The 14171-nt window shown below is 72.0% G+C and carries 14 protein-coding genes; 8 read left to right on the top strand and 6 right to left on the bottom strand.

What is annotated here, in order from left to right:
- Positions 1-63: 63 nt before the first annotated feature.
- The gene (locus tag ACFVX6_RS37140; protein WP_250741764.1) at positions 64-822 is read right to left on the bottom strand and encodes a ferritin-like fold-containing protein; all 759 of its coding nucleotides are present in this window, start codon (positions 820-822) and stop codon (positions 64-66) included.
- Between the two features lie 464 nt (positions 823-1286).
- Between ACFVX6_RS37140 and ACFVX6_RS37135 the strand changes: the two genes are divergently transcribed.
- The 3 genes from ACFVX6_RS37135 (at position 1287) to ACFVX6_RS37125 (ending at position 4577) form a co-directional block, all read left to right on the top strand.
- Positions 1287-3302, top strand: coding sequence for a DEAD/DEAH box helicase (locus tag ACFVX6_RS37135; RefSeq protein ID WP_389699006.1), 2016 nt, complete (start codon positions 1287-1289; stop codon positions 3300-3302).
- A gap of 105 nt (positions 3303-3407) precedes the next feature.
- Complete coding sequence (locus ACFVX6_RS37130; protein WP_389699005.1) at positions 3408-4331, top strand: alpha/beta fold hydrolase; 924 nt, start codon at positions 3408-3410, stop codon at positions 4329-4331.
- A gap of 93 nt (positions 4332-4424) precedes the next feature.
- A complete protein-coding gene (locus ACFVX6_RS37125; RefSeq protein WP_243335969.1) occupies positions 4425-4577 on the top strand; it encodes a hypothetical protein in 153 nt (50 codons plus the stop codon).
- A gap of 80 nt (positions 4578-4657) precedes the next feature.
- On the opposite strand, the gene ACFVX6_RS37120 is transcribed toward ACFVX6_RS37125, so the two are convergent.
- From ACFVX6_RS37120 to ACFVX6_RS37105, 4 genes are all read right to left on the bottom strand, one after another.
- Positions 4658-5263 carry a MarC family protein gene (locus tag ACFVX6_RS37120; protein ID WP_389699004.1) on the bottom strand — a complete coding sequence of 202 codons (606 nt, stop codon included), beginning with the start codon at positions 5261-5263 and terminating at the stop codon, positions 4658-4660.
- Positions 5264-5330: 67 nt separating this feature from the next.
- Entirely contained in the window at positions 5331-6197 is an 867-nt protein-coding gene (locus tag ACFVX6_RS37115; RefSeq protein ID WP_389699003.1) for a PHP domain-containing protein, read from the bottom strand.
- Between the two features lie 168 nt (positions 6198-6365).
- The gene (locus ACFVX6_RS37110; RefSeq protein ID WP_389699002.1) at positions 6366-7013 is read right to left on the bottom strand and encodes a DUF6758 family protein; all 648 of its coding nucleotides are present in this window, start codon (positions 7011-7013) and stop codon (positions 6366-6368) included.
- Positions 7014-7092: 79 nt separating this feature from the next.
- Positions 7093-7677, bottom strand: a complete 585-nt coding sequence (locus ACFVX6_RS37105; protein WP_389699001.1) for a suppressor of fused domain protein — start codon at positions 7675-7677, stop codon at positions 7093-7095.
- 421 nt (positions 7678-8098) lie between these two features.
- On the opposite strand from ACFVX6_RS37105, the gene ACFVX6_RS37100 reads away from it, so the two are divergent.
- Positions 8099-9223 carry a magnesium and cobalt transport protein CorA gene (locus ACFVX6_RS37100; RefSeq protein WP_389699000.1) on the top strand — a complete coding sequence of 375 codons (1125 nt, stop codon included), beginning with the start codon at positions 8099-8101 and terminating at the stop codon, positions 9221-9223.
- A gap of 46 nt (positions 9224-9269) precedes the next feature.
- Positions 9270-9785 (top strand): hypothetical protein, encoded by a 516-nt coding sequence (locus tag ACFVX6_RS37095; protein WP_389698999.1) that lies wholly within the window; start codon positions 9270-9272, stop codon positions 9783-9785.
- Positions 9786-9820: 35 nt separating this feature from the next.
- Here ACFVX6_RS37095 and ACFVX6_RS37090 read toward each other — a convergent pair whose 3' ends face one another.
- Positions 9821-10591 carry a hypothetical protein gene (locus tag ACFVX6_RS37090; protein ID WP_389698998.1) on the bottom strand — a complete coding sequence of 257 codons (771 nt, stop codon included), beginning with the start codon at positions 10589-10591 and terminating at the stop codon, positions 9821-9823.
- A 233-nt stretch (positions 10592-10824) separates the two neighbouring features.
- On the opposite strand from ACFVX6_RS37090, the gene ACFVX6_RS37085 reads away from it, so the two are divergent.
- From ACFVX6_RS37085 to ACFVX6_RS37075, 3 genes are all read left to right on the top strand, one after another.
- Positions 10825-12132, top strand: coding sequence for a magnesium transporter MgtE N-terminal domain-containing protein (locus ACFVX6_RS37085; protein WP_274549430.1), 1308 nt, complete (start codon positions 10825-10827; stop codon positions 12130-12132).
- A 193-nt stretch (positions 12133-12325) separates the two neighbouring features.
- Positions 12326-12832, top strand: a complete 507-nt coding sequence (locus tag ACFVX6_RS37080; RefSeq protein WP_389699008.1) for a DUF1003 domain-containing protein — start codon at positions 12326-12328, stop codon at positions 12830-12832.
- Positions 12833-12874: 42 nt separating this feature from the next.
- Positions 12875-14044 carry an Mrp/NBP35 family ATP-binding protein gene (locus ACFVX6_RS37075; RefSeq protein WP_389698997.1) on the top strand — a complete coding sequence of 390 codons (1170 nt, stop codon included), beginning with the start codon at positions 12875-12877 and terminating at the stop codon, positions 14042-14044.
- Positions 14045-14171: the final 127 nt, after the last annotated feature.

Here is a 14171-nt window from a genome sequence, read left to right as displayed (position 1 = left end):
GGGCCGAGGTCATGGGTCAGCCGAGGTCATGGGTCAGTGGGGCTGCCCGTCTCGGGGCCGGGGCTACGCCGCCAGGCCCAGGGCCGCCATGCGCTTGGTGTGCGCCTTGGTGATCCGGGTGAACATCTCGCCGACGGCCGCCAGGTCGAAGCCGGCCGCCATCCCGTCCACCCCGCCGACCAGCATGGTGGAGAGCGCGTCGCGCTCGGCGACCACGCGCTGCGCCTGCGACAGCGCCTCGCCCATCAACCGGCGGGCCCACAGCGCGAGCCGGCCGCCGCAGCGCGGGTCGGCCTCGATGGCGGCGCGCACCTTCTCGACGGCGAAACCGCCGTGGCCGGTGTCGTCGAGCACGCTCACGACGAGCCCGCGGGTGTCGGTGTCCAGGTGGGTGGCCACCTCGCGGTAGAAGTCACTGGCGATGGAGTCGCCGACGTAGGCCTTGACCAGGCCCTCCAGCCAGTCCGACGGGGCGGTCTGGCGGTGGAAGTCGTCGACGCCCTTGGCGAAGGGCTCCATCGCGGCGGTGGCGTCCTCGTCGATCGCGGCGAGCCGGTCGCGCAGGCGCTCGAAGTGGTGGAACTCGGCGGAGGCCATCTTCGCGAGCTCGGCCTTGTCACCGAGGGTGGGCGCGAGCTTCGCGTCCTCCGCGAGGCGTTCGAAGGCCGCGAGTTCGCCGTACGCGAGCGCCCCGAGCAGATCCACCACGGCGGCCCGGTACTGCGGCGAGGCGGAGGCCGTGGCCCAGTCCTGGGCGGCGATGCCGGCTGCCTCGGCGGGGGCGCTTTCGTCGGCGGGCGATGCGTTTTCAACGGTCGACATGCACCGCACAATAGCTCGCCGAAAGGCACCGTGAACCACCTGCTCAGTCCACGCAAACGCGCCTACCTGGTGAATTCACCCGACACAGCTGCGAGATTCCGGGGTACAGTGGTAATGCGCCTGCCGAACACTCGGCGGGCCATCCCGAATGAGGATGCCCGGTCGGTGGCCCGATCGGCTCCACCCGACCGCCCTCGGCGTGATGCGCACGTTCATACGTCGCCTCCCAAGAGGGGCCCCCTCAGCGGCATAAAGCGCCTGAGCGATGGCTCGTGGTCCCGCGCAGCTTCGTACGTACGTAGTAGTACTGCAAGCCCGGCACGGTACGACCCCCCTCGCCGCCTCGCGCCGCGTCTCACAGAAGAGGCAGCACCCTGACTACGTTCCGAGACCTCGGGATCTTTCCCGAGACGGCCGAAGCCCTTGAGGCCGTCGGCATTGTGTCCCCCTTCCCGATCCAGGAGATGACCCTCCCCGTCGCCATGTCCGGCACGGACGTCATCGGCCAGGCCAAGACCGGTACCGGCAAGACGCTCGGTTTCGGCCTCCCCCTGCTGGAGCGCGTCGTCGTCCCCGCGGACGTCGAGGCCGGCCGTTCCACGCCGGACCAGCTCACCGACGCCCCGCAGGCCCTCGTGGTGGTTCCGACCCGCGAGCTCTGCACCCAGGTCACCAACGACCTCCTCACCGCGGGCAAGGTCCGCAACGTCCGCGTCCTCGCCATATACGGCGGCCGCGCGTACGAGCCTCAGGTCGAGGCGCTCAAGAAGGGCGTCGACGTCATCGTCGGCACCCCGGGCCGCCTGCTCGACCTGGCCGGTCAGAAGAAGCTCGACCTCTCCAAGGTCAAGGCCCTCGTCCTGGACGAGGCCGACGAAATGCTCGACCTGGGCTTCCTGCCCGACGTCGAGCGGATCATGAGCTACCTGCCGGCCAAGCGTCAGACGATGCTGTTCTCGGCGACCATGCCGGGTGCGGTCATCGGACTGGCCCGCCGGTACATGACCCAGCCGACGCACATCCGCGCCGTCTCCGAGGACGGTGAGGGCGCGACCGTCGCCAACACCACGCAGCACGTCTTCCGTGCGCACAACATGGACAAGCCGGAGCTCGTCTCCCGCATCCTGCAGGCCGAAGGCCGCGGGCTCGCCATGATCTTCTGCCGCACCAAGCGCACCGCGGCCGACATCGCCGAGCAGCTCGAGAAGCGCGGCTTCGCGTCCGGCGCCGTCCACGGCGACCTGGGCCAGGGCGCCCGCGAGCAGGCGCTGCGCGCCTTCCGCAACGGCAAGGTCGACGTGCTGGTCTGCACCGACGTCGCCGCGCGCGGCATCGATGTCGAGGGTGTCACCCACGTCATCAACTACCAGACGCCCGAGGACGAGAAGACCTTCCTGCACCGCGTGGGCCGCACCGGCCGCGCGGGCAAGAAGGGCATCGCCGTCACCCTGGTCGACTGGGACGACATCCCGCGCTGGCAGCTGATCAACAAGGCGCTGGAGCTGGACTTCCACGACCCGGTGGAGACGTACTCCACGTCCCCGCACCTGTACGAGCAGATGAACATCCCGGCCGGCACCAAGGGCGTCCTGCCGCGCGCCGAGCGCACGCGGGCCGGCCTGAAGGCCGAGAACCTGGAAGACCTGGGCGAGACCGGCGGCCGCGGTGGCCGTGGCGGCCGCGACGGTGGCCGTGACAGCGGTCGTGACGGTGGCCGCGACCGTGGTCGCGATGCCGGACGCGATGCCGGACGAGACGGTGGACGTGACGGTGGCCGCAGTGCCGCTGCCCCGGTCACCGAGGAGCGTCCCGCCCGCACCCCGCGCCAGCGTCGCCGCACCCGTGGCGGCTCGGACCAGGGCGCCGAGCTCCTGACCCCGGTGACCGCCGAGGCCACCCCGGTCAGCCCGGTCGCCGCGGCCGCTCCGGCGGTTCAGGCGGTCCAGGCGGTCCAGGCGGTCCAGGCGGTCCAGTCTCCGGAGGCTCCGGCCGCCGACGAGGCGCGCAAGCCGCGCCGTCGCCGGACCCGGTCGGCCGCTCCGGCCGCCACCTTCGTCGCCCCCGCGACGGCGCTGGAACCCCTGGCCCCGTTCGTCGTGGAGCCCGAGCCCGACTTCCAGATGGCCCCGATGGTGGAGCCGGTCCGCGCCCCCCGCAGCAGCGCCCCGCGCAGCGGCGCCCCGCGCAGCAGTGCCCCGCGTGCCCGCGCCCCCCGCAAGGCTGCAGCCGCCCCGGTGGCCGAGGTCGTCGCCCAGGCCGCCGTGGTCGAGGCCCCGGCCGCTCCGGTCGTCGCCGCTGTCGCGGTCGTCGAGGAGGCTCCGGTCAAGCCGAAGCGCACGCGGACCCGCAAGGTCGCCGCTGCCGCCCCGGAGGCTCCGGCCGCCGAGGTTGCCGCTCCGGCCGCCGAGGAGGCTCCGGTCAAGCCGAAGCGCACACGGACCCGCAAGGCCGTCGCCGCGGTGGAGACCCCGGAGGCGTAACGCCCTGCCGATGGCCCCGGTCCCCTTTCGAGGGGGCCGGGGCCATCGGCGTACCCGGGCCGCGCGGAGCTCCCGTACGGGCGTACGGGCCGGTAACCTCGGGCCATGAGCAAGCCCCCGACCCTCACGCTCCCGCCCACGGCCCGTGCGTACCGCCTGGCCACGGCCCGCGGCGAGTTCGCCGTGCACGAGGCCGTGCCCGGCGGGCCGGCCCGCGGTACCGCCCTGCTGGTGCCCGGCTACACCGGCAGCAAGGAGGACTTCAACGGCCTCCTCGAGCCGCTGTCCGCCGCCGGGTACCGGGTGGTCGCCGTCGACGGCCGCGGGCAGCACGAGAGCGGCGGCCCGCGCACGCAGGCTCCGTACGCCCTGGCAGAACTGGCGCGGGACGTCCTCGCGCAGACCGCCGCCCTGGGCGCGGCCGGTCCGGTGCACCTGCTGGGGCATTCGCTGGGCGGGCTGATCGTCCGGGCGGCCGTGGTCCGCGATCCGGCCCCGTACGCCAGCCTCACGCTGCTGAGCAGCGGCCCGGGCGCGGTCTGCGCGGACCAGCAGGGCCGTACGAAGCTTCTGATCTCGGCGCTGGAGGCGATGGGCGACGACATGCCGGGCATCTGGGCGGCCATGCGCGCCATGGACCCGCGCGACGCACCCCCCGAGGACCCGGCCCTCGCGGCCTTCCTGCGCGCCCGCTGGCTCGGGACCGTCCCCGAGCAGCTGATGGTCACCGGCCGGGCGCTGATCGAGGAGCCGGACCGGATCGACGAGCTCGCCGCTGCGGCACCCGGGCTGGCGAAACTGGTGCTGTCCGGGGCGTCGGACCCGGTGTGGCCGGTGTCGGAGATGGACGGGATGGCGCGCCGGCTGGGCGCGGCGCGGGTGGTGGTCCCGGGGACGGAACACTCTCCGAACGCCGAGGATCCTGCGGCCACGGCGGCGGCGCTGGCGGCGTTCTGGAGGGCCTCCGAGGGGTCCGTCGAGGGGTCCGTCGAGGGGCCTCTGACGTCTCCGGTACCCGTTAGTAGTTAGACAAGGAAAAAATTTCCTTAGCGTAGGGAATGTTTGCGGCTTACACTTCGTTAACCCTGTACAAGGAGAAACACTGACGAAGGGAGAAGCCCCATGCGCTTCGAGATTCTGCGCCTGGACGACGTCGACGGATCTGCCGTGGACAGCACCGTCGTGGACGCGGCCTCCGTCAACCGGATCGTGCAGCAGGCCGCGGCCGTCGGCCAGCGCATCCTGATCCGACCGGCTGAGACCGTGTCCAACTGACCGCGTCCACCTATTCGCCGAACGCCCCCGCACCGATCCCGGTGCGGGGGCGTTCGCATGCGCGGCGGCGGCGGGCGGCGCTACGAGGTCTGGATCACCTGGAGCACGCCGTTGATGATCTGCTGGACGGCGATCGCGGACAGCATCATGCCCGCCAGGCGCGTCACGAGGACCACGCCACCGTCCTTGATCACCCGGATGATGACGAGCGAGTAGCGCATCACCACCCACAGCACGATGTGCATCGCGACGATCGCGGCCCACACCGAGAACTGACCGGTGACCCCGTCGGCCTTCTGGACGGCCAGGATCACCGAGACGATCGCGCCGGGCCCGGCGAGCAGCGGCATCCCGAGCGGGACGAGCGCGACGTTCACGTCCTTGGTCTGCTTCGGTTCGTCGGTCTTGCCGGTGAGCAGGTCGAGCGCGATGAGCAGGAGCAGCAGCCCGCCCGCGATCATCAGGGCCGGCACGGAGACGTGCAGGTAGTCGAGGATCTGCTGGCCGCAGAGGCCGAAGACGGCGATGACGCCGAAGGCGACGCAGACGGCCTGCCAGGCCATGCGGCGCTGCACCTTGGCGGGGCGGCCGGAGGTCAGCGCGAGGAAGATGGGCGTGATCCCCGGAGGGTCCATAATCACAAAAAGCGTGAGAAAGAGGGATCCGAAGACGGCGAAATCGAGCACAGTGATGCCTTGCAGGAGAGGGGTGTCACGAAAAAGGTGGAAGAGCAGGAGGGGGCGGCGGCAGAGGTCAGCCGCGTACGCGTCCACCGGCGCCGGGGACCGGGAACGCCCCGGTGGCACGGCGGGTGATCTCGCCGTAGATCTCGGGGTCGGTCGTGTACTCCCCGAGGCGGCAGGTCTTGCGGCTGCCGTGGTAATCGCTGGACCCGGTGGTCAGCAGACCGAGATCGGCGGCCAGGCCGCGCAGGCGCGCGCGGGTGGCCTCGTCGTGGTCCATGTGGTCGACCTCGATGCCGTCGAGGCCGGCCGAGGCGAGTGCGGCTATCGCGCTCTCGGGCACGCAGGTGCCGCGCTTGACGGCGGCGGGGTGGGCGAAGACGGTGACCCCGCCGGCCGCCTTGACCAGGCGGATCGCGTCGAAGGGGTCGAGCTCGTGCTTCTCGGCGTACGCGCGGCCCCCGTCGGCGAGCCAGTCCGCGGTGAACGCGTCCGACACGGTGCGCACGACGCCCAGCTCGACGAGCGCGGCGGCGATGTGCGGGCGGCCCACGGAACCCTCGCCGGCGATCCGGTCCACCCGCTCCCAGGTGATGTCCACCCCGAGGTCCCGCAGCTTGCCGACCATGGCCTGCGCGCGGGGGGTGCGGTCGTCGCGTACGAGCTCCCGCTCACGGGAGAGCTCGGGCTCCTCGGGATCGAAGAGGTACGCCAGCATGTGCATGCCGATGCCGTCGAGCCGGCAGCTCAGCTCGGCGCCGGTCACCAGGGTCAGCCCCTGGGGCAGCGCGGCGATGGCCTCGCGGTATCCGGCAACGGTGTCGTGGTCGGTCAGCGCCACCACGTCGAGCCCTGCACCGGCGGCGTTGCGCACCAGCTCGGCGGGGGTGTCCGTACCGTCCGAGGCCGTGGAGTGGGCGTGCAGATCGATGCGCACAGCCGAACTCCAGGGTTCACACGCGGACGGGGGACACTCCAGGATACCGTCCGCTTTTCCCGGTACGGGCCCCACCGGACCGGCCGCGCCGGGGACCGCCGGACGGAGTCCGGCGCAGCGCCGCGAAGCCGGGGAGGCCCGCCAGGGCCGAGCCGCGCGAGCGGCGCGTCAGGAAGGTGAGGACAAAATGCGGGGGCTCAGGGCTCCGCAGGGCAGCAGCTCGACCTCGGATCCCGCGTCGCGCAGGTCGGTCAGGACCAGCTCGTCATACATCAGCAGGCCCGACTGCTCGGGCCAGACGATCGCCCAGAGCCACAGCCCGCGCGCCTCTCCGGCGAAGACGGCCCGGTCCTCGGGGACGCCGGTGACGTGCCAGAGCGGCGTCGGGCGCCCGGCGGCGACCACCTTGGCGTGCGGCGGGGCGGAGACGTTCATGTAGCGGCCCGGGTCGGGGGCGTCGAGGCCGGCGAACCGCGCGCCCAGGCCGACGCCCAGCTCCTCGGCGATCAGCAGCAGCTCGCCGATGCCGCCGAGCGGGCCGGGACCCGAGCAGGCCACGGCGGTGGCCCGGCCGCCGCTGCGGTCGTCACCGGCGGAGGCGATCCCGGTGAACAGCCAGCCGACGGGCAGCGGCCAGGGCATCCAGACCGGTACCTGCGCCCGGTTCACCACCACGCCCAGGCCTTCGACGCTCGGCGGGATCACGGGCTGCAGGGGATGGACGGTGCCGTGTATCGCGCACTGCCAGGAGTCGGCGAAAAGACCGGGCGCCCTGACCCGGCCACCACACTTCGGGCAACTCGGTTCGCCCCTCATAAGAAGCCACGCTCCTCCCCGCCGCGCGCCCCGTCAAGATGCGATCACCCGTCCGGGCGGCCGGGCGGCGGCCGGGTGCTCAGTCCAGTGGGACTGCCGTACGCAGAGGGTCCCGCAGATCCGTGCCGCGCGCGAGCCAGCGTTCCTGCAGGGCGGCCGCTCCGTGGACCCGTTTCCATGCCGCCTCGTTCGCCGTCATCGGCAGGAGGGGGAAGAAGGAGACGGGGTCCATCGGGTCGTCCAGGGCGAGGTCCTCCACCAGTCCGCCCGGCTCCGCGACGAGCACGGAGGTGAACGGGGCTCCGTCCCACAGGGGTTCGCCCACGTCCAGTGAGGCGCCGGGCGTCACGATGAGTCCTTCCACCTGGGGCGACGCCGCCAGTACGGCCAGCGGCCGCAGCAGCTTGTCGGTGGGCGCGAGCCCGCCCCGTACGGTCAGCACGAGCTCCGCGCGCGGGCCGCGGACCGGGTCGGCGACCACCGTCGTCGGGTCGGTCATGGGTTGGGCGGACATGCCGAGGGTCGCGTACCGCACGAGGTCGCCCTCGGTGAAGCGGAGGACTTCGAAGCGGTCGGTGCCGAGGAAGGTGACGGCGGCGCGGGCGTCGGGTTCGCCGAGCGCGGCGCGCAGCCGGGCTTCCACAAGGGCCAGAATTTCTGCCATGGAGCGAGCATAGAACTCGTATCAGCCGGGTAAAGAGCGGCTCTTGACCATCCGTCGGCTGATATCGTTGACCGCTGGTCGGGGACGCTCTCAGAAGAGAAGTTTCAGTGCCCCGGCGACAGGACGTCCCTTACGGGGGACCGGCCGGAGGAGGTGGGGCTGCGGTGCATCGAAGTCGATCGCACAGTACGTGCGGTACCTCTCGCTCTTCCACTTCGCCGACGGGCGCGCCGCGCCCCCTTTGATCCGCGCGTCTTTGAATCGACACGTCGGATCGGTCGAAGAGCGACGGAAGAACTGTGTCCTCCCGTCCTGCCTGATCCTTCCGCCTGCCCGCCCGGACTGCCGACCGGGTGAGCGTGCCGTTCGGAAGGACCTCCCACCCGTACGGTCCGCAGCCGTGCGCGCGAAGGAGCCTGCCATGTCGATGCTGCCCTACCTCCGTGCCGCCGTCCGCCCCGCACTGCGCAGGTCCACGCCGGCGCAGCCGGGCTACGACACCACCCGCGACCCGTCCGCGAACAGCGCGGTGGTCGACTGCGCCGTCTACCGCGACGGGCGGCGCGACGTGCGCGCGCAGGGAGCCTCCTGCCTGACGCCCCGTGAGGCGCTGCGCGAGGTCCGCGCGGACGGCGGATTCGCGTGGATCGGCCTGCACGAGCCGACGGAAGCCGAGTTCGCCGGAATCGCCGCCGTGTTCGGGCTGCACCCGCTCGCGGTGGAGGACGCGGTGCACGCGCACCAGCGGCCGAAGCTGGAGCGCTACGACGACACCCTCTTCACCGTCTTCAAGACGATCCACTACGTCGAACACGCCGAACTCACCGCCACCAGCGAGGTGGTGGAGACCGGCGAGGTGATGTGCTTCACCGGCCCCGACTTCGTCATCACCGTCCGGCACGGCGGCCACGGCTCCCTCAAGGGGCTGCGCCACCGCCTCCAGGACGATCCGGCGCTCCTCGCCAAGGGCCCGTCCGCCGTCCTGCACTCCCTCGCCGACCACGTGGTCGACGGGTACATCGCCGTCGCCGCGGCCGTCCAGGACGATATCGACGAGGTGGAGAGCGAGGTCTTCGCCGCCCCCGCCAAGGGCAGTGCGCGCGGCGGCGACGCGGGCCGCATCTACCAGCTCAAGCGCGAGGTGCTGGAGTTCAAGCGGGCCGTCTCCCCGCTGCTGCGTCCCATGGAGCTGCTCAGCGAGCGCCCGATGCGGCTGGTGGAGCCCGACATCCAGAAGTACTTCCGCGACGTCGCCGACCACCTGGCCCGCGTGCACGAGCAGGTCGTCGGCTTCGACGAGCTGCTGAACTCCATCCTCCAGGCCAACCTGGCGCAGGCGACCGTCGCGCAGAACGAGGACATGCGCAAGATCACCTCATGGGCGGCGATCATCGCCGTGCCCACGATGATCTGCGGCGTGTACGGAATGAACTTCGAGCACATGCCGGAGCTCCAGTGGCGCTACGGCTATCCGATGGTCATGGTCGCCATCGCCGGGACCTGTTTCACCATCCACCGGGCCCTGCGGCGCCACGGCTGGCTGTGAGCGCACTGGCTGTGAGGGCGCGGGGGCCGCTGGCTACCCTGTGCGCATGACTCTCAGCGCGCTCGATCTGGCCCTCGTCGAGGAGGCCACCAAGAAGTCCGGCCTCATCTGGGTCCGCGGCTCCGGGGCGGACCGCGGCCTGTGGCACGCCTGGGTGGACGGCGCGGCGCACGTGCTCGGCGACGGGCCCGGGGAGCAGCCGTTCCCGGGGCTCGCGGACGGGGCGGCGGCCGAGGTGACCGTGCGCAGCAAGGACAAGGGCGGCCGGCTCGTCGCGTGGACGGCGACCGTACGCGAGCTCGTGCCCGGCAGCGAGCCGTGGGAGGCCGCGGTGGCCGAGCTCAAGGGCAAGCGGCTCAACGCGCCCGACTCCGCCGAGATGACCGAACGCTGGGCGCGGGAGTGCCGGCTGCTGCGCCTGGAGCCGGAGTCGGTCCGGGCCGACCTCCCCGAGGGTTCGCTGGCGGCGGCTCCGCTGGGCTCGCCGGCGACGACCCGGCAGCCCATCCCGGCGGGGCTGCCGAAGCTGCTGCTGAAGCGGAAGAAGAAGGCGGGCCGCTAGGGGGTGTCGTCAAACTCCCTTCTGCCTCGCGGCGCCTAGCCCTGCGGGTTGGCGCCCTGGCCGGAGCCGCCCTCCTGGTCCTTGGTCGTGGGCAGCTCGGAACCGTAGTCCACCGTCTGGTCGGGCGCGGGCGCCGTGAGATCGACCGGCTTGCCCCATTCCGCGAGGGTCACCCGGCCGGCGCCGCCCGCGCGTTCCATGAGGAGCGGGTACGGCGTGCCCTCCAGGGAGACCGAGAGCTTGCCGCCCTTGCCCTGGTCCGCCGAGACCTGGACGGCGCGGGTGGGCCCGACCTTGGTGTAGTCCTCGCCCTTGGTGAGCTTCCCGTCGAGCCCGAGCAGCCCGTCGAGCATGACCTGCATGTCGGTGAGGCCGCGGAACTGCTTGTAGGAGGGGTCGCCCTCGGGCACCTTGACGAACTTGTCGCCGAGCTTGCCGGCCGCTTCGGACTGGCCCCAGAAGGCGGCGCCCGCCTTGAGGTAGAGCTGCTCCCCGACCCGCAGCAGCTGGAAGGTGGTGTCGTCCTGGGACTTCACCTCGCCGGAGCCGCCGTCCGCCCCGAGCCGCATGTCCAGGGTGAAGGACTTGCCGCCGCTGACGAGCGTGCCGGAGAGGTGGACCGACCGGGCCCCGGTGACGGCCGTCTTCGCCTTGTCCTCGATCTGGTCGGCGGACAGTTTCCCGACCCCGTTCGTCCCCTCGTCGGGATCCGCTCCGCACCCCGTGCCGACGACGGCCAGGCCCGCGCACAGGGCACTGACGAAGGCGGCCCGGCGCAGCCGCGGGGCGGGGAAGTAGGCGGTCACGGGCAGGTGCCCCTCTCGTTGCGTGGCGAGCAGCTGGCAGCGTACCCGCCCGTACACGGGCCCCTGCGCGGCGCCCGCGTGCAGCTCGTGGGGACGCGCGTGCGGAGGTCGCGGGGCACTGCGGGGATGCCCGGCCGGACGGCCCCACCAGGAGGTTGCGTGCGGTACGGGCTAACCTGAGGGACGGCAGTACCGGTGATCGACGGATGACGCAGCTCGTAGGAGGCGCTCGGATGGCGGCAGGCGCCCCACGGATCTTCGTCTCGCATCTGTCGGGTGTGCCCGTCTTCGACCCCAACGGCGACCAGGTGGGCCGGGTACGCGACCTCGTCGCGATGCTCCGCGTGGGCGGTCGGCCGCCCCGGCTGCTCGGCCTGGTGGTCGAGGTCGTCAGCCGGCGCCGGATCTTCCTGCCCATGACCCGGGTGACGGGCGTCGAGTCCGGCCAGGTGATCACCACCGGCGTGGTCAACATGCGGCGCTTCGAGCAGCGCCCCACCGAGCGGCTCATCCTCGGCGAGCTGCTGGACCGGCGGGTGCGCCTGGTCGCGGACGACGAGGAGGTCACCGTCCTGGACGTGGCCATCCAGCAGCTGCCGGCCCGGCGCGACTGGGAGATCGACCGGATCTTCGTACGGAAGGGCAAGTCGGGCGCGCTGCGGCGGCGCGGCGAGACCCTGACCGTGGAGTGGTCGGCGGTGACGGGCTTCTCGCTGGAGGAGCACGGGCAGGGCGCCGAGAACCTGGTCGCCACCTTCGAGCAGATGCGCCCCGCGGACGTGGCGAACGTCCTGCACCACCTGACGCCGAAGCGGCGCGCCGAGGTGGCGAGCGCACTGGACGACGACCGGCTCGCGGACGTCATGGAGGAGCTGCCCGAGGACGAGCAGGTGGAGATCCTCGGCAAACTGAAGGAGGAGCGCGCGGCCGACGTCCTGGAGGCGATGGACCCGGACGACGCGGCCGACCTGCTCTCGGAGCTGCCGGAGGACGACAAGGAACGGCTGCTGACGCTGATGCGGCCGGACGACGCCGCGGACGTGCGGCGCCTGCTGTCGTACGAGGAGAACACCGCGGGCGGTCTGATGACCACGGAGCCGATCGTGCTGCGGCCCGACGCGACGGTCGCCGACGCGCTGGCCCGCGTACGGCAGTCGGACCTGTCGCCGGCGCTGGCGGCCCAGGTGTACGTGTGCCGGCCGCCGGACGAGACGCCGACGGGCAAGTACCTGGGGACGGTGCACTTCCAGCGGCTGCTGCGCGATCCGCCGTTCACCCTGGTCAGCTCGATCGTGGACACGGGTCTGGCGCCGCTGCGGCCGGACGCCTCGCTGCCGGTGGTGACCAGCTACCTGGCCGCGTACAACATGGTCGCGGTCCCGGTCGTCGACGAGAGCGGCTCGCTGCTGGGCGCGGTCACCGTGGACGACGTGCTGGACCACCTGCTGCCGGACGACTGGCGGGAGACGGACTTCCATTCGGAGGGCGCCGGCGGGCCCGAGGACTCCGAGCGTGCGGAAGGAGCCCTGCGTGGGAACTGACCGGGGGCGCGGCGACCAGGCCGCGCGCGAACGGCGGCGCGAGCAGGCCCGGGAACGGCGCGAACAGGCGCGGCTCCAGGCGCGCGAGCACGGGCTGGCGGCGGAGGCGGCGGAACGTTCCTCCGACACGCACCGCGAGCGCGCGAAGAGCGGATCCTCGGGGTCTGCCGGCTCCTCGACCGGGTCCAGCGCGCTGTCGCGCTCGCGCACCCGGCTCGACCTGCCGCGCCCGGCCCGCCGGCGGCTGCTGCCGGAATACGATCCGGAGGCCTTCGGGCGGCTGTCGGAGCGGGTCGCACGGTTCCTCGGCACGGGCCGGTTCATCGTCTGGATGACGATCGTCATCATCATCTGGGTGCTGTGGAACATCTTTGCGCCCGGACACCTGCGCTTCGACCAGTACCCCTTCATCTTCCTGACCCTGATGCTGTCGCTCCAGGCCTCCTACGCGGCCCCGCTGATCCTCCTGGCGCAGAACCGCCAGGACGACCGGGACCGGGTCAACCTGGAGCAGGACCGCAAGCAGAACGAACGCTCACTGGCCGACACCGAGTACCTGACCCGGGAAATCGCGGCCCTGCGGATGGGTCTGGGGGAGGTCGCCACGCGCGACTGGATCCGGTCCGAGTTCCAGGATCTGATCAAGGAGATGGACGAGCGGCGGCTATTCCCCGCGGAGAGTGACGAAGGCGACCGCTAGCAGCCTTTCCTGAGGCCCGCTACCGAGCCGTACCATCGGGGCATGGCTACCGACACAAGCTCCGCCTCCGCCGCTGCCGTGCCCGAACAGGACGCGATCCTGGACGCGCTGGCGACGGTGAACGACCCCGAGATCCACCGGCCGATCACCGAGCTGGGCATGGTCAAATCGGTGGAGATCGGCGACGGCGGCGAGGTCGCCGTCACCGTGTTCCTGACCGTGTCGGGCTGCCCCATGCGCGAGACCATCACCAACCTGGTCACCGAGGCCGTGCAGAAGGTCCCCGGCGTCACCTCGGTCGCCGTCACGCTGGACGTGATGAGCGACGAGCAGCGCAAGGACCTCGCGGCGACCCTGCGCGGCGGCACCGCCGAGCGCGAGGTCCCCTTCGCCCAGCCCGGCTCCCTGACCCGCGTCTACGCGGTCGCCTCCGGCAAGGGCGGCGTCGGCAAGTCCTCGGTCACCGTGAACCTGGCGGCGGCGATGGCGGCCGACGGCCTCAAGGTCGGTGTCGTCGACGCCGACATCTACGGCCACAGCGTGCCGCGCATGCTCGGCGTGGAGGGCCGCCCCACCCAGGTCGAGAACATGATCATGCCGCCGTCGGCGCACGGCGTGAAGGTCATCTCCATCGGCATGTTCACCCCGGGCAACGCGCCCGTGGTGTGGCGCGGTCCGATGCTGCACCGGGCCCTCCAGCAGTTCCTGGCCGACGTGTTCTGGGGCGACCTGGACGTCCTGCTGCTCGACCTGCCGCCGGGCACGGGCGACATCGCGATCTCCGTGGCCCAGCTCGTGCCCAACGCCGAGATCCTCGTCGTGACCACCCCGCAGCAGGCGGCGGCCGAGGTCGCGGAGCGGGCCGGCTCGATCGCCGTGCAGACCCACCAGAAGATCGTCGGCGTCGTCGAGAACATGTCCGGGCTGCCCTGCCCGCACTGCGACGAGATGGTCGACGTGTTCGGCTCCGGCGGTGGCCAGAAGGTCGCCGACGGCCTGACCAAGACGATCGGCGCTGCCGTACCGGTGCTGGGCTCGATCCCGATCGACGTCCGCCTGCGCGAGGGCGGCGACGACGGCACCCCGGTCGTCCTGTCCGACCCCGACTCCCCCGCCGGTGCGGCCCTGCGCGCCATCGCCGGCAAGCTCGGCGGCCGCGCCCGCGGCCTGGCCGGCATGTCGCTGGGGATCACCCCGCGCAACAAGTTCTGACGCGAGAAGAAAGGGGGGGACCGGCGGGGTGATTTGCACGCCGGTCCCCCCATTTTGACGTCCTGCGCGTGCGTCCTACGCGCTGCTGTCTCGTATAAACAACAGAAGCAGCCGACGAATGTCCAAG

The organism is Streptomyces sp. NPDC058289, assembly GCF_042880975.1.
Lineage (GTDB): Bacteria > Actinomycetota > Actinomycetes > Streptomycetales > Streptomycetaceae > Streptomyces > Streptomyces stoeckheimensis.
The sequence above is the reverse complement of the archived record's forward strand: the minus strand, read 5'-3'. Positions and strand labels throughout refer to the sequence as shown.